At 49.5% G+C, this 18,380-nt stretch carries 15 protein-coding genes and 3 tRNA genes; 3 read left to right on the top strand and 15 right to left on the bottom strand.

Features of this window, described 5'->3' with window-relative positions; all coding sequences use genetic code 11:
- A complete protein-coding gene (locus tag ACRJJO_RS03365; protein WP_431064519.1) occupies nucleotides 1-1,509 on the top strand; it encodes a sensor histidine kinase in 1,509 nt (502 codons plus the stop codon).
- Here the strand turns inward: ACRJJO_RS03365 and ACRJJO_RS03370 are convergent.
- The 3 genes from ACRJJO_RS03370 to ACRJJO_RS03380 are packed head-to-tail and all read right to left on the bottom strand — an operon-like array spanning nucleotide 1,478 to nucleotide 5,807.
- Nucleotides 1,478-2,401, bottom strand: coding sequence for a response regulator (locus ACRJJO_RS03370; protein WP_431064520.1), 924 nt, complete (start codon nucleotides 2,399-2,401; stop codon nucleotides 1,478-1,480). The two genes, ACRJJO_RS03365 and ACRJJO_RS03370, sit on opposite strands and share 32 nt — an antisense overlap.
- Complete coding sequence (locus ACRJJO_RS03375) at nucleotides 2,398-3,750, bottom strand: cytochrome P450 (RefSeq protein WP_431064521.1); 1,353 nt, start codon at nucleotides 3,748-3,750, stop codon at nucleotides 2,398-2,400. The genes ACRJJO_RS03370 and ACRJJO_RS03375 overlap by 4 nt, the downstream gene beginning before the upstream one ends.
- Nucleotides 3,747-5,807 (bottom strand): TonB-dependent receptor plug domain-containing protein, encoded by a 2,061-nt coding sequence (locus ACRJJO_RS03380; protein WP_431064522.1) that lies wholly within the window; start codon nucleotides 5,805-5,807, stop codon nucleotides 3,747-3,749. Before ACRJJO_RS03380 ends, ACRJJO_RS03375 begins: the two co-directional genes overlap by 4 nt.
- Before the next feature lie 256 nt (nucleotides 5,808-6,063).
- Here ACRJJO_RS03380 and ACRJJO_RS03385 point away from each other — a divergent pair, with 256 nt between their 5' ends.
- Together ACRJJO_RS03385 and ACRJJO_RS03390 are read left to right on the top strand one after the other, a co-directional pair.
- A complete protein-coding gene (locus ACRJJO_RS03385; protein ID WP_431064523.1) occupies nucleotides 6,064-6,261 on the top strand; it encodes a hypothetical protein in 198 nt (65 codons plus the stop codon).
- 78 nt (nucleotides 6,262-6,339) lie between these two features.
- A complete protein-coding gene (locus ACRJJO_RS03390; RefSeq protein WP_141899371.1) occupies nucleotides 6,340-6,522 on the top strand; it encodes a helix-turn-helix domain-containing protein in 183 nt (60 codons plus the stop codon).
- Between the two features lie 106 nt (nucleotides 6,523-6,628).
- On the opposite strand, the gene ACRJJO_RS03395 is transcribed toward ACRJJO_RS03390, so the two are convergent.
- From ACRJJO_RS03395 to ACRJJO_RS03450, 12 genes are all read right to left on the bottom strand, one after another.
- A tRNA-Asn gene (locus ACRJJO_RS03395) sits at nucleotides 6,629-6,704 on the bottom strand.
- A gap of 19 nt (nucleotides 6,705-6,723) precedes the next feature.
- A tRNA-Arg gene (locus ACRJJO_RS03400) sits at nucleotides 6,724-6,800 on the bottom strand.
- Nucleotides 6,801-6,880: 80 nt separating this feature from the next.
- A tRNA-Ser gene (locus ACRJJO_RS03405) sits at nucleotides 6,881-6,972 on the bottom strand.
- A 14-nt stretch (nucleotides 6,973-6,986) separates the two neighbouring features.
- Complete coding sequence (csrA, locus tag ACRJJO_RS03410; protein ID WP_014149273.1) at nucleotides 6,987-7,184, bottom strand: carbon storage regulator CsrA; 198 nt, start codon at nucleotides 7,182-7,184, stop codon at nucleotides 6,987-6,989.
- Nucleotides 7,185-7,276: 92 nt separating this feature from the next.
- The gene (locus tag ACRJJO_RS03415) at nucleotides 7,277-8,506 is read right to left on the bottom strand and encodes an aspartate kinase (RefSeq protein ID WP_431064524.1); all 1,230 of its coding nucleotides are present in this window, start codon (nucleotides 8,504-8,506) and stop codon (nucleotides 7,277-7,279) included.
- A 3-nt stretch (nucleotides 8,507-8,509) separates the two neighbouring features.
- Entirely contained in the window at nucleotides 8,510-11,137 is a 2,628-nt protein-coding gene (alaS, locus tag ACRJJO_RS03420) for an alanine--tRNA ligase (RefSeq protein WP_431064614.1), read from the bottom strand.
- A gap of 83 nt (nucleotides 11,138-11,220) precedes the next feature.
- The gene (locus ACRJJO_RS03425) at nucleotides 11,221-11,724 is read right to left on the bottom strand and encodes a regulatory protein RecX (protein ID WP_431064525.1); all 504 of its coding nucleotides are present in this window, start codon (nucleotides 11,722-11,724) and stop codon (nucleotides 11,221-11,223) included.
- 234 nt (nucleotides 11,725-11,958) lie between these two features.
- Nucleotides 11,959-12,999 (bottom strand): recombinase RecA, encoded by a 1,041-nt coding sequence (gene recA, locus ACRJJO_RS03430; RefSeq protein ID WP_125218625.1) that lies wholly within the window; start codon nucleotides 12,997-12,999, stop codon nucleotides 11,959-11,961.
- Between the two features lie 1,228 nt (nucleotides 13,000-14,227).
- On the bottom strand, nucleotides 14,228-14,491 hold the full coding sequence (locus ACRJJO_RS03435) for a hypothetical protein (protein ID WP_431064526.1): 264 nt from the start codon (nucleotides 14,489-14,491) through the stop codon (nucleotides 14,228-14,230).
- A 366-nt stretch (nucleotides 14,492-14,857) separates the two neighbouring features.
- On the bottom strand, nucleotides 14,858-16,009 hold the full coding sequence (gene lpxB / locus ACRJJO_RS03440; RefSeq protein ID WP_431064527.1) for a lipid-A-disaccharide synthase: 1,152 nt from the start codon (nucleotides 16,007-16,009) through the stop codon (nucleotides 14,858-14,860).
- A 22-nt stretch (nucleotides 16,010-16,031) separates the two neighbouring features.
- On the bottom strand, nucleotides 16,032-17,129 hold the full coding sequence (locus ACRJJO_RS03445; protein WP_431064528.1) for a DegT/DnrJ/EryC1/StrS family aminotransferase: 1,098 nt from the start codon (nucleotides 17,127-17,129) through the stop codon (nucleotides 16,032-16,034).
- Nucleotides 17,130-17,306: 177 nt separating this feature from the next.
- On the bottom strand, nucleotides 17,307-18,242 hold the full coding sequence (locus ACRJJO_RS03450; RefSeq protein ID WP_431064529.1) for a Gfo/Idh/MocA family oxidoreductase: 936 nt from the start codon (nucleotides 18,240-18,242) through the stop codon (nucleotides 17,307-17,309).
- Between the last annotated feature and the right edge of the window lie 138 nt (nucleotides 18,243-18,380).

Below are 18,380 nucleotides of genomic sequence, written 5' to 3' on the forward strand. Positions count from 1 at the left end.
GTGACCCGTTCATTCAATCTTCGCCAACGCTTCAGTCTAACGGTCTTGTTCGCGATTGCGCTGGCTTCGACGGTCATGCTGCTCTCCATTTACTGGGCCGTCTCGAACTATACTCGCCAATACACTATTCATTATTGGCAGGAATACGCAGAAACTTTCGCCCATTCGGCCAAATTCAGCGTCACGCTCGCCTCCCCGGTCAAAGCAAACGAAATCGTCGATCATTTCAAAAAGGATCCGGTAATCGAAAAAACCGGCATTTATTTGCGCTCCGGCGAGCGCTTGGCTTCGACCGAAGGAGCCATCGAATGCCCGATTACTGCGACTAACCGCTTCGACGCGAATCGCGTCGAACATCCCTTCGTCTTCGAACTGCCCCGGACCTGGTGCTTTTATGCACCAATCCATTATTTACCCGAGACTCATGATTTTCTCGATCCCGAGCCCAGCGAAAATACCAACAAAACTCCGATCGGTTTCGTCGAACTGGTGGTTTCAAAACGAGGAATGGAAAACGTCATCCAGAAGATACTTTGGCTCAGCATCGCCAGCGTGATCGTATTCGAGCTATTGATATTCGTTTCCGTGCAACATTTTTCAGACGTCTGGACCCGAGCCTTACTGGACTTGGCCGAGGTCATGAAAAAAACCGGCGAAGGAAGTCGCGGCGTTCGCACATCGCTCGAAGGTCCTGCAGAGATCATTGAACTGAAGCAGCGTCTGAATCGGATGCTGGATCAGCTCGAAGCGCAGGAAGAAGAACTCGAAGATACAGTAGCTGCCCGCACCGCCGAATTACAAACGGCGCTGAACAGCGCGCTGTCGGCTTCGCGCTATAAATCCACGATCATCTCGACAGTCTCGCATGAGATGAAGTCTCCGCTGCACGCCTTCATGGGCTATTCGCAGCTTGCGCTCGAAGCGTTGAACGGATCGAGCCAACTCACTGCTGAAGATTGTTTGCAGATGGGTTTGGACTGCGCTCGGAATCTCGAACATCAGATCAATCAAATCCTCGATTACGCCCGGCTAGAGTCGGGTAAAGCCCAACTTTATATCGCGAAGTTCAATTTTCGAAACCTGGTACTGCGATGCGTCGAAAAAATCGAGCCGCTTACGAAAGACAGCGGCAATCGCATCCGGATGACCGGCGAGGCGGCCGAGATCGACACTGATCAAGACAAGTTGACGCACATCGTGATGAACCTGTTGAGCAATGCCAATAAATTCACCCAACAAGGACGCATTGAGATCGCCTGGTCGATTCACCGAGCGCAGTTGACTATCCGGGTCAGCGATACCGGCTGCGGTATCGCCGAAGCCGACCGCGATAAAATCTTCGAGCCTTTCTGGCAGGCGGACATGAGTCTCAGCCGCCCGGCCGGCGGCACCGGCCTGGGACTGGCCATCACCAAATTGTATTGCGAATTGCTGACGGGTGAAATCGACGTTACAAGCAACAATCCGGGGAGCGTCTTTACCGTGACGCTACCGATTGCAAAAGCTTGAATTGTTCGTCGTCGCTCGGCGAGAGGGCAGGAATGATCGCTTGCATGCGTTGTATGACGCGATGACTGTTGACATGATCGTTTTTGGCTAGACACCGGTCCAACAGCCAGAGCTGATGGCCGATCAGTTTGAATTGGTCTTCCCGGTAATGAATTTCTGTGACCAAGCGCGCCCGATGATGGACCGTTCGGCACATGTGACGCAGCTCGATCAACGAATACGGCTTGCCGAGAAACTCGCTGGCGCCATTGATCATTAGATTCTTGTGATTTTCCAGGCCGGAAAAGGCGGTCACGATGATGACCGGCTGCTCGCAGTCGACCGCCAGTATTTCGGTCAGCAAGCGGTCGCCGGAAAGCCCGGGTAACATCAAATCCAACAGAATCAGATCATGCCGTTGCTGTAGCCACAGATCAAAACCTTGTCGTCCCTCTTTCGCCACATCGATCCGATAATCATCCCCCAATGCATGAAAAGCGATATTGGCGGCATCCGGCTCGTCTTCGATGATCAACAGGGTCGGCTTGAACGCATCGAGGTCCGGCGGGGTTTTGAGCATCCGCGTCAATTGCTCCAAAGCCACGACCTTGAATCGGTATTCATTGGCCAAGATGCGGGGGATTTCGGTCTCGCAGCTTTCTTGAATCAGATAGATCGGCACCGCTGGATCGGCGAATCGGCCGGAACGAACCAGGGTCGTCAGTTTCCAGATATCGATGTCGTGGAGCGTATAATCGGCTATCAAGCCGTCGAAGCGCTGTTCCAACAAGGCCTCCACCAACTCATCGGCCGATTGGGCCGGCGTCAGATCGGCGACTATGCCGTCAGTGCGGAGCTGTCGTTCGAGTTGCGCCGTGAGGTCACCGAAAGCGGAGGCTACCAGGAGATTCATGTTCTTTTTGAGCATTGGATCGTGATGCCCTTGCGGGCTTTCAGTGTCATGTGCGGAACGAACTTCACCGGGTAGTTTTCCGGCAAGGTCCATTGAAAATGTTGCAGCAATAAAGCCACCACGGTCAGAATTTCCACGCGCGCCAGGTTCATGCCCAGACAGGTGCGCATGCCGCCGCCGTAGGGCATAAAGGCGAATCGTTCCTGCGCGGAACCGCTCATGAAGCGTTCCGGGTCGAAGCGCTCCGGATCCGGCCAGAATTCCGGGTGGCGATGGGTCAGATAGGGCGAGAATACGACCAGTGACCGGTCGCGGATTCGCGCATCCCTCAGTTGCCGGTCGCCGATGACATCGCGGTAGGCGGCATAGGCCGGCGGCGCCAATCGCATCGATTCATTGATGACGCTATCGGTATAGGGAAGCCGTTTCAAGTCTTGATAGGCCAATGGCCCCGTTGCTCCCAAGACGGACTCGACCTCGGCCGCAGCCCGTTGCTGTATCATCGGATGCTTACCCAAATAATAGAGCGTAAAGGCAATGGCGTTGACGGTGGTATCTTGTCCGCCGAAAAACAACGTGAATAAATGATCACGCAGTTCTTGAGCATCGAAATGCGGCGCCAATTGGGCGATCAAACTGCCGTCATCGCCGGCCTGCTCGGCCTTGAGCCGTAAATTCGTCAGGGTCCGATCGATGTCATCGAGCGCTTGGTGAAATTTTCGATTACCGCGCGTGGGCAGGCGGTTGAATACGCCGTTCAGGATGAAAGCCGAAATCGAGCGGGACACGTTGTAGCGGCTGACCGTATTGATCGCTTCCACGGCGCGGCGCGAATCGTCGTCATCCAACGATCGGCCAAACAGTATCCGGCACATGATCGATTGCACCAGCGGCAAGATCTCCCGTTCCACATGAATGTGCGGTTGTTGCCGCGTTGTCAAACGCTGTATCGTTAGCTCTGTTTCCTCGCGCAGAATCGGAAACCAGGCTTCGATTGCCCGCTTCTGGAAATAGGGCTGCAAAATCCGGCGCTGCTTTTGCCAGGTTTCTCCGTAACTGTTGAAGATGCCGTTGCCGAACGACGGCTTGTAGACCTCATGAAAAAATTGCCGGCTGTAGCGCCCTTTTCTTTCATCGGCGAACAGCGTCGCCAAGTCTTTCGGGTGACTGATCAGATAGACCTTCTTTCGGCCCAAGGTGAATAAGGCGATGTCGCCATGCTTGGCCGTCACGCGTTCAAAAAACCGCAATATATTCGAGGCCAGCATCGGCAACGAACCGGTTACCGGGCAGCCTCGCGGTCCCGGCGCCTCACGCAGGCGGTTTTGCGGGTCGCTTGTGCGGTTCAAAAGCTTAACTCCGCTTGCCCGAGAAAGGCGACCCCTGCGATCGGATAATCGTATGGGACCGCCTGGCCGTTGATGCTCGGATGCCGCGCTTTGACATCGAATAGGTTATCGACCTTGAAGCTGAGCGCCAAGCCGTGCATGATCTGCTCGCGGCGCAAATTGAATCCGACCAGGACATAATCGCCGATCGCATCACGTTCGTCACCCGCCGCCCGCTGCCGGCCGATGATCCAATCGGAACGTACATTGACATGCCAATCCTTCACGAATTGCCAGTTGATCTGCGCAAAAATGTCATGCTGTGGTGCGCCGATGATGAAACTGTCATTGGCGCTGTTCTTCGGCTCGAGTCGCAGATAGGTGTAATTGAGATCGAACGTCAGACTTTCGTTGTATCGGTATTGACCGAGCCACTCGAAACCATAACCGATCGCTCCGGCGGAATTTTCGAAGGTGCGTAGCGTACTACTCGTCTCGGCAATCAGATCGGCGCTGGAATATCCGAATAGATTGACACCGGTGGAGAGGCCGTATTTCCATTTTTTGGCGATCGACAACTCCACGGTATCGATGGTTTCAGGCTTTAAGTTCGGGTTGCCCTGTAATTGCAGACCCTCATTGCTGTAGAGTTCGATGAAAGACGGCGCCCTGAAGGCGCGCCCAACCATCAGTTTGGCCGACAACGCGGGACCGACTTGCCAAACCAGACTGGCTCTGGGATTGGCCGTCAAACCGAAATCGGAATAATGATCGAGCCTGAGCCCGGTGGTCAAGGTCCAGTCATTGGCAATGTTCCATTCATCCTGGACGAGGCCGAATAAGATGTGTCGGTCCGCGTCGTCGGATAAGGCTTCGACTCCGAGGTTGTCGGTGCTTTGCAGCCGCCCTGCGGGCACGATAAGGTTATTCGGCAGGATCAAGAAATTACGGTTTTCGGTGAGATCGTGGGCTACCGCGTATTTATAGCCCGCCCCGACAGTGACTCGGTGATGCTTGAACCCGTCATAGAGTGTCTTGAAGGTCGCATCGACGGTATGAGAAAAATACCGGTATGTCGAGGTCACCGGATCGGAAATGTTTCCGCCGAAGGCACCGGCCGGAAAATGATGATTGAGACCGGTGGCTTTGTAGAAAAAATAGTTCAGATTGAACTGCGGTTCGAAATTGCCAAACCGTTGTTTGAGATCGAGCCCAGAAGTCCAGGATTGATAGCGGATTGATCCGTCAGGATCCAACGCCAAGGTTGTGCCTACACCATTGGCGGATTCGAAATCCTGATAGCGCAGATGCAGTTTAACCGTGTCACGATAGCGTAGCGACGCACCCACATCAATGTCGTTACGCGCGACATTGATCGACCCCGGCGCCAATGACACCTGCGTATTGAACAGCCGATCCATTCGCGTTTGCGCATCGGCTTTGACGGTCTCCCGCTGACCCTTGGCAGTTCGGCCTTGTGCTGAAAAAGCCAGATCAAAATCACCGAACTGTTTACCCAATAATGCCCAACCGCCATAGCTGTCGAAACTGCCGGCCAACGCGCCGATTTCGCCGCCGCCGATTTCCCGACCGGTTTTGGTGATGATATTGATGACGCCTGAAAAGGCATCCGCACCGTAGAGCGCAGACCCCGGGCCGCGAATGATTTCGATTCTTGAGATATTTTTGGTCAGATGCGTGTAACTGAACAGCTTACCCGAATTGACCGGATCGTTGACCGGCACGCCATCTTGCATCACTAAAACATGAGAACTCAGTGGCGAAAAAATCCCTCGAACGACATAGGCCGGGACAAAACCGTTGGCCGAAGACACATGGAATCCCTGCACGGTTTCCAGTAACTCTTCAAACGATACAGCGCCACTTTTTCTGATATCGTCTGCCGTGATGACCGTGACGACCGACGGGGATTCGGCCAAGGGTCGGGCATAGCCTGTCGCGATGCCTACCGTTTGTTCATCGCCATAGAAATGACGAAAATCATCGAGTTCATCTGAATAAACGAAATGCGGCAAGGCCAGTGAAAATGATAATGCTGCCTTAAGCGTTGTCGTCATGATAGTAAGCTCCTAATGAAAGTTCGGAACTGATACGACTCACATAGGCCTATTCAACAGACAAACCATTCACACAAACGGCAATGACCGAGTCAACTTAGCAGTAGGCCATGGATTTGCAAAGCAATAACTGCTCAAAAACAATTGCTTTGCCTGGAGTATAGCCAGTCATTCTAAAAAAGCAACTCAGCATTAGCGTAGAAAATCGATTTTTTATAGCATCATCCTTTAGTTTTGAATCCAAGAGGCTTTATAAATGGCATTGCTTGATGAAAATGCCCAATTACTAATAATTATCTTCTCGAGAACACTCAATTTAGAGGATCCAAAAATCTTAAACTCATCGAAAGAAAAAAACGGTTTTTTATGGGCCATTATGGGAATTTCTGAAATTATTACTCCAACTGGGTTAGGAAAAACCTATTTGGGTAATTATATTTCCACCAGTAAATGACCTCTCCACCAAGAGCTTATTGAAAATAGGCTCCCTTTTCACTTTTTTCTTTAGATACTTTATTTAGGAGAAACAGCCATGACAGATTCTTTTTTAACAGCTGCCGAGCTTATGCAAACACTGAAAGTCAATTCAAAAACGACATTCTGGCGAATGAGGAAAAGAGGTGACGTCCCTGAACCAACCATTAAAAGTCCTTTGCGTTGGAGAAAATCCGAATTTGAAAGCTATTATCAAGAGAGGCAAAAAGCGACCAAATAAAATTCGATATTTAGTGGAGTAATACTGTATTTTTTCAAAGGCACTATAAAAGGCACTACAAATAAAAAAGGCCTGTAGAGAAAAACTCTACAGGCCTTGATTTATATGGCTCCCCCGGACGGGCTCGAACCGCCGACCTAGTGATTAACAGTCACCCGCTCTACCAACTGAGCTACAGGGGATTAATTCGGTATGTTCAAATGGCGCGCCCGGAGAGATTCGAACTCCCGACCGCTCGGTTCGTAGCCGAGTACTCTATCCAGCTGAGCTACGGGCGCCTTATTGAGCCGCTTATTATCTTTTCTTTTTTTTAAATTGTCAATATTTTATTTTTAAAAATAATCGATTTTAAAATCGATGGCGGAGAGTGAGGGATTCGAACCCTCGATGGGAGATAAAGCCCATACTCCCTTAGCAGGGGAGCGCCTTCAGCCTCTCGGCCAACTCTCCAAAACTGCGTTAGGCTATTCGGAATCGCTTTTGTCTGAAGATTCCGATTGTTCCTTTTTAATTCTTTCGTAAATCTCTTCTCGATGAACCGAGACTTCTTTTGGCGCATTTACACCGATGCGAACCTGATTTCCTTTGACTCCAAGAACAGTGACGGTTACCTCGTCACCAATCATCAAAGTCTCCCCTACCCGACGAGTCAAGATAAGCATGGCTTCTCCCTATATTGTATGTAATTTCTACTGCTTTGCATGCAGTAACCAACCAAGAGCGATATTCTACCAGGTTTTATTGATAAATAAAACTAACTTTCTACCGGCTCTCTATCCAGCTCGAAGGCCGAGTGCAAGGCTCTGACCGCCAATTCCAGATATTTTTCATCAACGACGACCGAAATCTTAATTTCCGAGGTCGAGATCATTCTAATATTAATACCTTCGTCTGCCAAGGCTTTAAACATCGTGCTGGCGATTCCCGCATGCGAACGCATGCCGACGCCGACGATCGATATTTTGACGATTTTGACATCTCCGGTAACGGCCTTGGCTCCTAATTCGGCGCAAATCGAATCAAGCAGCTCTTTGGCTTTTTCGTAATCGTTGCGATGCACCGTGAATGTAAAGTCGGTCGTTTCGTCGCCGGCGATATTTTGAATGATCATGTCGACTTCGATATTGGCATCGGCGATCGGTCCCAAAATTTTATAGGCGACACCAGGCAAATCGGGCACACCGGTAATAGTTAGCTTCGCTTCGTCCCGATTAAACGCAATTCCTGAAATTAAAGCTTGTTCCATTTGATCGTCCTCATAGGTAATTAACGTACCTTTGCCCTCTGTAAATGATGATAAAACTCTCAGCGGCACATTATATTTGCCGGCAAACTCGACCGATCGGATTTGCAGGACCTTCGAGCCCAGGCTTGCCATTTCAAGCATTTCCTCGAAAGTAATTTTTTCCAATCGCCTAGCATTCGGCTCGACCCTCGGATCGGTCGTATAAACACCGTCGACGTCGGTAAATATACAACACTCATCGGCTTTCAAGGCCGCCGCCAATGCAACTGCCGTCGTATCCGAACCGCCGCGCCCTAAGGTTGTAATATTCCCCTTATCATCGACACCTTGGAAGCCGGCAACGACAACCACGCGTCCCGCTGTCAGATCCTCGCGCATTCTTTTATCGTCGATATTGATAATTCTGGCCTTGGTATGGCTGCTATCGGTTAGTATTTTGACTTGACCGCCGGTATAGGAACAGGCTGGACAACCCAGCTCATGCAAGGCCATGCTCAATAAAGACGTCGTCACCTGCTCGCCGGTCGACAATAAAACATCCATCTCTCGGGAGTTCGGGTATTTCTGGATTTCATTAGCCAAAGCAATCAATCGATTCGTTTCGCCGCTCATTGCGGAGACGACGATAACCAATTGTTCCCCTTGGTCATGAACTTTTTTTACTTTTTCCGCTACCGCTTTGATTCGCTCGACTGAACCAACCGATGTTCCACCGAATTTATATACGAATAATCCCATTATTCAATAACCTTTAAAATAAGCGCCGAGTTGTTCCCGAACCCATTGCGCAACTGAGTTGAGCGCCTCCGGCAATGCCGCCGGGTTATTACCTCCCGCTTGAGCCATATCGGGTCGGCCGCCACCTTTACCACCGACTTGCGTAGCTACTACATTGACCAAATCACCGGCTTTGATTTTAGAAACCAGATCTTTCGATACTCCCGCAATCAGACTGACCTTATCGTCTTTGACGGTCGCAAGCACAACTGCGGAACTGCCAAGCTTATTGCGCAATTGATCAAGCATGTCGCGGAGCGCTTTCGGATCGCTGTCATCGATTTTAGCCGCCAAGACCTTTATGCCCTCGATCTCGACCGCCTGACTGCTCAGTTCGCCGCCGGCAGAACTGGCTAACTTCGCTTTCAAACGTTCCAATTCTTTTTCCAATTGCTTATTTTTTTCCAGCAATTGCTCGACCTTATCGGCCGCCTTTTCCGGCGCGCTTTTCAAGCATCCCGCAATGATCGCCAAGGCCTTATCGCGACTGTCGATCCAATCCAATGCGGCACTGCCGGTAACGGCTTCGATCCTTCTGACGCCCGCTGCAACACCGGTTTCGCCGATGATCTTGAACAAGCCGATATCGCCGGCCCGATCGACATGCGTGCCGCCGCACAGTTCGGTGGAAAAGCCGCCGATTCTAAGCACTCTGACTTCGTCGCCGTATTTTTCGCCGAACAAAGCCATTGCCCCGGCTTGCATCGCCTCTTCCTTTGCCATGACTTCTGCCAATACCGGCTCGTTCAAACGAATCTGTTCGTTGACCAAGCGCTCGATCACGGCGATTTGCTCGGGCGTCACCGGCTCGAAATGAGAAAAGTCGAAACGTAGGCGTTCGGCATTCACTAAGGATCCTTTCTGAGCAACATGATCGCCCAGGACTTCACGCAAGGCCGCATGCAATAGATGTGTCGCAGAATGGTTCAACTCGGTCGCTTTTCGTTTGATCTTATCGACGCTTGCGGTACAGTTTTCACCGATCGACAAACTTCCCGACAACAGCTTGCCGCGATGCAAGAACAAGTCGCCGCCTTGCTTTTGCGTGTTGACGACTTCGAATACGCCTTGCTCGGTCGAAATGCTCCCGCAGTCGCCGACTTGTCCGCCGGACTCGCCATAAAACGGCGTTTTTTCCAAGACGACAATGCCTTCATCGCCTTCTTTTAAGCTTTCTGCCGCTTCGCCTTCCATAAACAAGCCGATGATCTTGGTGCTGTCTTCAAGATATTGATAGCCGGTGAATTCGGTTTGACCGTCCAGCTTTAATGTCTGGTTGTAATCGGCGCCGAAACTGCTTGCCGCCCGCGCCCGATTGCGTTGTTCGGCCATTTCGGTCTCGAAGCCGGCGTGATCGATCGTCAACTGATGTTCGCGCGCAAAATCGGCAGTCAAATCGACTGGAAATCCGTAGGTGTCGTATAACTGAAACACGATATTTCCGGGTATCGTCGAACCTTCCAGCTTGGCCACGCAAGCCTCTAGAATCTTCATCCCTTGCTCGAGTGTTTCGGCAAAGCGCTCTTCTTCTTTTTTTAGTACACGCTTGACTTGTTCTTGAGCATTTTTTAATTCGGGGTAAGCCTCGCCCATTTGCTCGACAAGCGGCGCTACCAATTGATAAAAGAAAACTTCACGGATACCTAAGCGGTAACCGTGGCGAATAGCCCTTCGGATAATCCGTCGTAACACATAGCCCCGCCCTTCGTTAGACGGTAAGACACCATCTACGATCAAAAACGCGCAGGAGCGTATATGGTCGGCGATCACGCGTAACGAACTCTTGTTCAGGTCCTCGATGCCGGCCAGTTTTGCGGCCGCTTTCAGCAAGTCTTGAAATAAATCGATTTCGTAATTGCTATGCACGCCCTGCATGACTGCGGCGATTCGCTCCAGGCCCATACCGGTATCGACCGACGGCTTCGGCAATGCATGGAGATTGCCTTCACTGTCACGATCGTATTGCATAAACACCAGGTTCCAGATTTCGATGAAACGATCGCCATCCTCGTCCGGCGATCCCGGCGGCCCTCCAGGAATCGATTCGCCGTGGTCATAGAAAATTTCGCTGCACGGACCGCACGGACCGATATCGCCCATCGCCCAAAAGTTGTCTTTGGAGCCGATACGGGAAAAACGCTTCGGATCGACACCGACGTCTTCCAGCCAGATTTTTTCGGCTTCGGAATCTTCATTGAAAACCGTCACCCATAATTTTTCAGCCGGAATGCCTAATTCTTTGGTCAAAAAATCCCAAGCCAAGTGTATTGCATCCTGTTTGAAATAATCGCCGAAACTGAAGTTGCCGAGCATTTCAAAAAATGTATGATGCCTCGCCGTATAACCGACATTTTCCAAGTCGTTATGCTTGCCGCCGGCACGAACGCAACGCTGACTGGTCGCGGCACGCGTGTAGTCGCGATGCTCTCGGCCGAGGAACACATCTTTGAATTGCACCATACCGGCATTGGTAAACAACAATGTCGGGTCGTTACCCGGAACCAGCGAACTGGAGGGTTGGATGGAATGTCCGCGTTGGCGAAAAAAATCCAGGAATGCGGAACGCAATTCCGAACTGCTCATGTTTTTCATCATCTTCGAATACTAAATGTTCTTGGAATTACTTAACCCAGCTTTAACAAATGTAGTGACTAGGACTATAGAGTTAAATATTATCATTTATTTTTCAATGCCTTACCATCCCTAAATGTTAAAGCTGGGTTAATTTTAATGTTCAAGTGTTCGGGCAAGACGGCGATCATGCCACCGGAAAACCCTCGTTGCAATAAAAACCGGCTTCGTTTACTCCATTCAGACAACGTTATCGCATCTTCTTGCCGATATTTTTTTCGATACACCTCTAGCAAAACATTTAACCAACTACCCGCTGTTTCCGTAACGGTTTCTTGCAAATCAAAGTTTTCTATTCCTAATTGTCGAAGCTCGTAATCTATACGATTCGGGCCGAAGCCCTTTTCGATTCGTTGACGCGCGTAACATTCGGCGAAACGGCTATCGCTCAGCCAATCTTGCTCGACCAAATTGTACAGCACGCGATCTATCCTATCTTTATCGAATCCTCTCGATAATAATTTGTTTTTCAATTCCAGACGACTGTGTTCACGACGCGCCAACAATCGTAAACATACATCTTTAATCGATTTAAGATCGGCGTCCATGCTACTCCCTTTATACTGAAAAAATAATAGCTGGCTTTATGAAGGCATGAGGCGTGTAAGTATTCAGACCCCATTGGCAAATTACCGCAATTCAGGCGTAATTGTTGGCCTCCCCCTTTGAAAAAGGGGGATTGAGGGGGATTTATTTAAAAAATCTCCCCTAGCCCTTCTTTTTCAAAGAGGGGGACTGAATACTTACTGAGGCGTGACAGCCCCTCAATAATTCGCCCAATTTTATTTTTCCGGAAGAACCTCTTCATCGGCTTTTTCAGCCGGCACGCGTAACGCAGCAAAAGCTTCGGCTCTGATTTTCGCTTCGATATCCGCCGCTTTTTCGGGATGCTCTTTCAAAAACTGTTTAACATTGTCCTTGCCTTGCCCGATTTTTTCATCGTTATAGCTGTACCATGAGCCGGCTTTTTGTATAAAACCGTAAGACACGCCTAAGTCTACTAATTCTCCATAAAACGACACGCCTTCGCCATATAAAATCTCGAATTCGGCTTGCTTGAAAGGCGGCGCTACTTTGTTTTTAACGACCTTGACGCGGGTTTCGTTGCCGATCACTTCATCGCCTTTTTTAACCGAGCCGATGCGTCGAATATCCAAGCGCACCGAAGCATAGAATTTTAATGCATTGCCGCCTGTCGTCGTTTCCGGACTGCCGAACATGACGCCGATTTTCATGCGAATCTGATTGATGAATATCACCAAGGTATTCGAACGCTTGATATTAGCGGTCAATTTTCTGAGCGCCTGAGACATCAAGCGGGCTTGCAAGCCCATGTGCGAATCACCCATATCGCCTTCGATTTCGGCTTTCGGGGTGAGCGCCGCAACCGAATCGACGACGACGATATCGACCGCTCCGGAACGAACCAGCATATCGGTGATTTCGAGCGCTTGCTCACCGGTGTCGGGTTGAGAAACCAATAAATCGTCGACGTTGACGCCGATCTTTTCGGCATAACCGGGATCGAGCGCATGCTCGGCATCGACGAACGCGGCGGTTCCGCCCAGTTTTTGCATTTGCGCGATAACCGATAAAGTCAATGTGGTTTTACCTGACGACTCAGGGCCGTAAATTTCAATCACCCTTCCACGCGGTAAACCTCCGCATCCTAAAGCAATATCCAAGGATAAAGAACCGGTCGAGACAACCTGGATATCTCGAGAAGCGGCCACATCGCCCATCCGCATCACCGAGCCTTTGCCGAATTGTTTTTCGATCTGCATCAAGGCAGCGCCAAGTGCTTTTTTCTTGTTCTCATCCATTTATATTGCCCTCATTTAAACTGGTTTCTATTTAGAAAACACTCTGCGTCAAAATGTCTTCTGTTAGGCGTTCGCTGTTTCTTTCCAAAAGTACAATTTATACTAAGGATTTCGTAACCAATAACTTCCTGGAATCATGAGCTTTCTAGCGGGTTCGGAAACTCGCTTTACAGGGCGCCGTAAACCCAGCACCTAAATTCCATAGCCTATTGGCCATGATTGATTACATAGATAATTTAGGTGCTGGGTAAATACATCCGTGTAGGCTTGACGGCGGCTACTGATTGCCATGGATGGCATGAATGCAGATTTTGCATTACGCCATGGATGGCTTGTATTAGGCCAATGCAGGAGCAATTGCCGAGGAGCAAAAATCTGCCCTGCCGCCGACAACCTGTCAGTCGAGTTACCGAACCTCCCTGCCCTGAATCAAAAAATAGGGGAGCTATTTATGACCAAATCCTAAATTTTAAAAAACCACCTATCCGATCTTTGCCATTGGAAGAATCGGCATTGCTAGTCATCGCCTTTTGATTAAGCGGTAACAGCCATCGCTAAAAAGGGCTTATTATGACATAGCGTATTTTATTTGGCACAGCTAATGTGTCTCGTTCAATTTAAACGACTTACTAACTATTTACTCTGAAAGTTCGTAGATTTGGACTCTTTATCTAATTTTTCGATATACAAGTCTCCGTTCTGGCAATTCCGGTTCCGAAGAGGGTGCGGTTTGCTCGACCAACAGGCGTCGGCGACAGGGACAGCCGCCGTCGAGCCTACATGGACGTATTCACGGCGTCCTGTCGGGTGAGTGACCGCACCCTCCGCCACCAGAAGAGAACTTTCACTTGCCGGGGCGATGGCTAGGCTTTCATGAACGTTACTTGGTTATGGCAATGTTGTTTTGTTCGACGCTTACAGGAAATGTGAGCGGTAGACTGCGTCGGAAAATGGCAGTCGACACATACAACAATGTAAGTTTGGGCATCGTAAAAAGCCATTTTAGCTAATTGCTGTATTCGCGCTTTTAAACTGAAATATTTTTGAGATTGTTGGTGTTCATAGGCTTTTAAACGCCAGATGCAAGGCGCTGGCAGTAGAGAGCAAGGCGCTAAACGACACTTTATAATTAACGCCTTTTATAGGCCGTTTCTCACCCAACCCACCCGACACTGGCTCACATCAATGACATCATTCCAACCCATTACAGCCTACACCCAAAAATAAATCAATCAGGCTTAATATCCGATTTATCTTTTGACTTTTCAATCAATTGATTCATTTCTTCTCTAGGCAAATAATCCAAATCCCAATGACTGGTATAGTTTTCTTTTAAGCGCCTTCTGCCCGGATGTAATGCCTTCGACTCAGCGCGACAAGTTACCGCGGCGGTTTGTGACGACTCTTCGGGCAACTCATTATCTATGTCATCGCTATAATGGTTTAATCGTGCAAAAACCGTTTGTTTGATGCTGTCGAACAGATGACTCATATCCTCTACTCCTAGCTTTTTACCGAATTTAACGCAGTAGTTATACCGCACGGCCACATTTTCGGCTTTCTGACGCACTATTTTGTCCGATAGCTGCGTTACCTACATGGATGTAGGTAAGGGGCGTGAGCAGGAGCGGAAGCTTTGCAAAAACAGTTACATAGCTTGCTATGCGCCTGTTTTCGCGCCTTGCTACCGAACAAAATAGCATTGCCATAAAATCCGCAAACATGACCGCGCGAAGTATATGAAAACTAAAATTTGTTTTATAGTTTATCGCGCGCTGCGTTATAAGCAAATCCTAGTTATTTACTAGGAAATACAGACTCCAATCATTGTTCGATAGCTAAAACCGAACCGTCTTTCTTATTTGTCGGTCAACATTTCTAAAGCCAAGATCGCCATTTTTTTCGACCCTTCTCCGCTGCCTAGCGTATTTTTAATTCCAATCAAATCGGACTTTACTCCATCGTAATAAGCTCGATCGCTCAATAGCTTGACGATTTCATCGGCAATATTTTTCGCGTTAGCTTCGTGCTGTATCAATTCTTTTACCACCGCCTTACCCGCAACGATATTGGGCAAACCGATAAAAGGAGTTTTCACTAACAACCTTCCGAGCCAGTAAGTCAATTCGGATAGTTTGTAAACGATGACCATCGGTACCTGTAGTAACGCAATTTCCAGCGTAGCGGTTCCTGAACTCGTCATAATCGCCGTACAACATTGAACCGCATCATAGGTTTCGTTTTTAATAACCTTGATGGCCAACTCGGAACGATCGAGATATGACCGAAGCAGTTCGTCGCTGACACTTTGGGCTTGCGGCAAAATGAATTGCGCACCGGGCACACGGAAAAGCACAATCGACGCAGCGTCCAGCATCACCGGCAGCAATCGTTCAATTTCTTGTTTTCTGCTGCCGGGCACCAACCCAATGACGGGGCGTTCAACGTCTAGGCCGAAACGCTCCAAATCCTCATGTTTCGTGTACCGAGGGTGCACTTTGTCGATCGAAGGATGCCCGACATAACTTACCGGCACGTTCTCCGCTTCATAATAGGCTGTTTCGAATGGAAAAATCACCGCCATCCTATCGATCACTCGACCGTATTGCTTAACTCGCCCAGGGCGCCAAGCCCACACTTGAGGACTTACATAAAACAACACTTTAACACCGATGCTTTTTGCAAATTTAGCCAATTTAAAATTGAATTCCTTATAATCGACGCAAACCAACAAATCGGGCCGTTCGTCAACCAATAAATATTGCATTTGCTTTAAGGCTTGCCGGATTTCCCGGTAATGCTTAAGCACTTCGACGACGCCGATCACCCCGATATTCGACGAATCGAAACGAATATCGATTCCGGCTTCGCGCATCGCCGCACCGCCCATGCCAAGTCCTTCGATGCCGGGATGCAGGCTCTTCAATTCGAGAAACATATGCGCTGCATGACGGTCGCCGGAGGATTCGCCGGCGCTGAACATGACCTTAAAAGACTGGGTAGATGTCAAAAGCAGGTCTCTCAGCGATTGATCAAGCCGTCAGCACGGAACGAATCACGCCGACGATGGTTTCGATGTTTTCATCCGACAAATTCGGACAAATCGGCAGCGCCATGCAATTCGCGGCAACCGATTCGGTTACCGGCAGCGACACATCGGCATAGGCTTCTTTGAAGACATTTTGCCGGTGCAAGGGCACCGGATAATAGATCGCACAGCCGATTTGCTTATCTTGCAAGGCTTTCAACACGTCATCGCGCCGATCGCATAATAATGTGTATTGATGGTAGACATGCTCGCCCAAGCCGTCTTCGTAAGGCACGGTCAACGGCAAATCGGCCATTAATTTCGAATACAAGTGAGCGGCGCGGCGGCGGCCTTGATTATATTGTTCGATGCGTTTCAATTTGACGCGCAGAATCACGGCCTGCATGTCGTCGAGCCGGCTGTTATAGCCGATCACATCGTGATAATAGCGTACATCGGAGCCGTGATTGCGCAGCATTTTGACTTTCGCGGCAGTCTCGTCCGAATTCGTCGTGACCAGGCCTCCGTCGCCGAATGCGCCGAGATTTTTACTCGGAAAAAAGCTAAACCCGGCCGCATTACCGATACTGCCGGTTTGTTTGTCGTCGATGCGCGCACCGAACGATTGCGCGCAATCTTCAATCAATTTCAGATGATGCTTGGCGCAAATTTCTTTGATTCTTGCCATATCGGCCGGCTGTCCGAACAAATGTACCGGCATCAAGGCCTTGGTTTTCGGCGTGATCGCCTGCTCGATCGCTTCCGGGTCGATATTGAACGTGCGCGGATCGATATCGACGAAGACCGGTTTTGCACCGACATAGCAGATCGCCTCGGCCGTGGCAATGAATGTGAAAGCCGTCGTAATCACTTCATCGCCGGCGCCGATGCCTTCGGCGGCCAGCGCCAAATGCAGCGCATCGGTTCCTGAAGCCACGCCGATGGCATGCTTAACCCCTAAATAATCGGCCGCTTCCTTCTCGAAACCTTGAACATTCGGCCCCAATATGAAGGAACAATTTTCAATCGTTTGCGCAAGCCCTTGCTCGATTTCATCTTTGATTTCGGCATATTGGGCCTTCAAATTTACCATAGGGATCATGTCGATTAACGCCTCTTTGTAGAACTATAAATTTTTTTTAACTTGAATCGCTCAGGCCGAATAGACCGGACAAAAATCTGCGCGCCCATCTTGCGTAACTATTCAGTCACCCGGAAATTATCGTTCCCACGCTCTGCGTGGGAACGATAGGGGGTGTGAATAATTACCATCTTACTGTTATTTATTCAACGCCTTGGAAATTGCCAATGCTGTCGCCAATGCGCGTCTACCAGCCTCACCAGACACCAGCGGGTTGCTTCCTGAATGGATACAATTGACGAAATGTTTGATTTCTTCAAGCAGCGCATCGCCGTTTTCGAACACCGACTCTTCGGTCAATATCTCAGGGATTCCGGGGAACATTTCTTTCGGTCCCGTTTTATGCTTGGTCAGCACCCGATTTTGGAAATCGACCGATATATAAGAACTCGGTCTGAACATACGCATTTTACGTTCCATTTTCATACTAATCCGGCTGGCCGTAACATTGGCGACGCAACCGCTCTTAAACACCAACCTGGCATTGGCGATATCGATATCGGAAGTCAGCACCGCCGTACCGCTCGCATCGATTCGCTCGACTTCGGAATCGACCAAAGCCAAAATAATATCGATGTCGTGAATCATCAGATCCAGCACGACGCTAACATCGTTGGCGCGCGGATTGAATGGAGACAAGCGGTGCGATTCGATAAATAGGGGTTTTTCCTCCGCCTGCCCAAGACCTAGTACAGCCGGGTTAAAGCGTTCCAGATGACCGACTTGCAGAATGACTTTGTTACGCTCGGCAATGGCGATTAAGTCATCGGCTTCATCGACCGTCACGGTAATCGGCTTTTCGACCAACACATGCGCGCCGGCCTCGAGAAAATCTTTGGCAACCCGATGATGCAAGGTTGTCGGCACAACGATACTGACCGCATCGACCTGACCCAACAAAGACTGATATTTGGTCAAGGCCCTTGCACCATGTTTTTCAGCGACATTACGCGCGGCCGTTTCGTTGATATCGACGACTGCCGTCAATTCGCAGTCGGGCAGCGCTGCATATTTCTCGGCATGAAACTTTCCGAGATAACCGGTTCCAATAACCGCACATTTTAATTTTTTCATAGTGCCAACTAAAATTCTCATCAGACAGCAACGCTACCGCATACCTCGCGTTCCTGTGAATTATGTAAATGATGCATTGTAGACTATTCCATTTAATCCATGAAACGGACTTTTACAAAGCATCGAGCAGGATGCTTC

The organism is Methylotuvimicrobium sp. (assembly GCF_050611805.1).
Lineage (GTDB): Bacteria > Pseudomonadota > Gammaproteobacteria > Methylococcales > Methylomonadaceae > Methylotuvimicrobium.

Excerpts from the sequence above, each read along its gene's own strand:
- ACRJJO_RS03370 (WP_431064520.1), bottom strand. The coding sequence starts at position 2,401 with ATGAATCTCCTGGTAGCCTCCGCTTTCGGTGACCTCACGGCGCAACTC.
- ACRJJO_RS03380 (WP_431064522.1), bottom strand. The coding sequence starts at position 5,807 with ATGACGACAACGCTTAAGGCAGCATTATCATTTTCACTGGCCTTGCCG.
- ACRJJO_RS03385 (WP_431064523.1), top strand. The coding sequence starts at position 6,064 with ATGGCATTGCTTGATGAAAATGCCCAATTACTAATAATTATCTTCTCG.
- ACRJJO_RS03390 (WP_141899371.1), top strand. The coding sequence starts at position 6,340 with ATGACAGATTCTTTTTTAACAGCTGCCGAGCTTATGCAAACACTGAAA.
- csrA (WP_014149273.1), bottom strand. The coding sequence starts at position 7,184 with ATGCTTATCTTGACTCGTCGGGTAGGGGAGACTTTGATGATTGGTGAC.
- ACRJJO_RS03415 (WP_431064524.1), bottom strand. The coding sequence starts at position 8,506 with ATGGGATTATTCGTATATAAATTCGGTGGAACATCGGTTGGTTCAGTC.
- alaS (WP_431064614.1), bottom strand. The coding sequence starts at position 11,137 with ATGAAAAACATGAGCAGTTCGGAATTGCGTTCCGCATTCCTGGATTTT.
- ACRJJO_RS03425 (WP_431064525.1), bottom strand. The coding sequence starts at position 11,724 with ATGGACGCCGATCTTAAATCGATTAAAGATGTATGTTTACGATTGTTG.
- recA (WP_125218625.1), bottom strand. The coding sequence starts at position 12,999 with ATGGATGAGAACAAGAAAAAAGCACTTGGCGCTGCCTTGATGCAGATC.
- ACRJJO_RS03435 (WP_431064526.1), bottom strand. The coding sequence starts at position 14,491 with ATGAGTCATCTGTTCGACAGCATCAAACAAACGGTTTTTGCACGATTA.
- ACRJJO_RS03445 (WP_431064528.1), bottom strand. The coding sequence starts at position 17,129 with ATGATCCCTATGGTAAATTTGAAGGCCCAATATGCCGAAATCAAAGAT.
- ACRJJO_RS03450 (WP_431064529.1), bottom strand. The coding sequence starts at position 18,242 with ATGAAAAAATTAAAATGTGCGGTTATTGGAACCGGTTATCTCGGAAAG.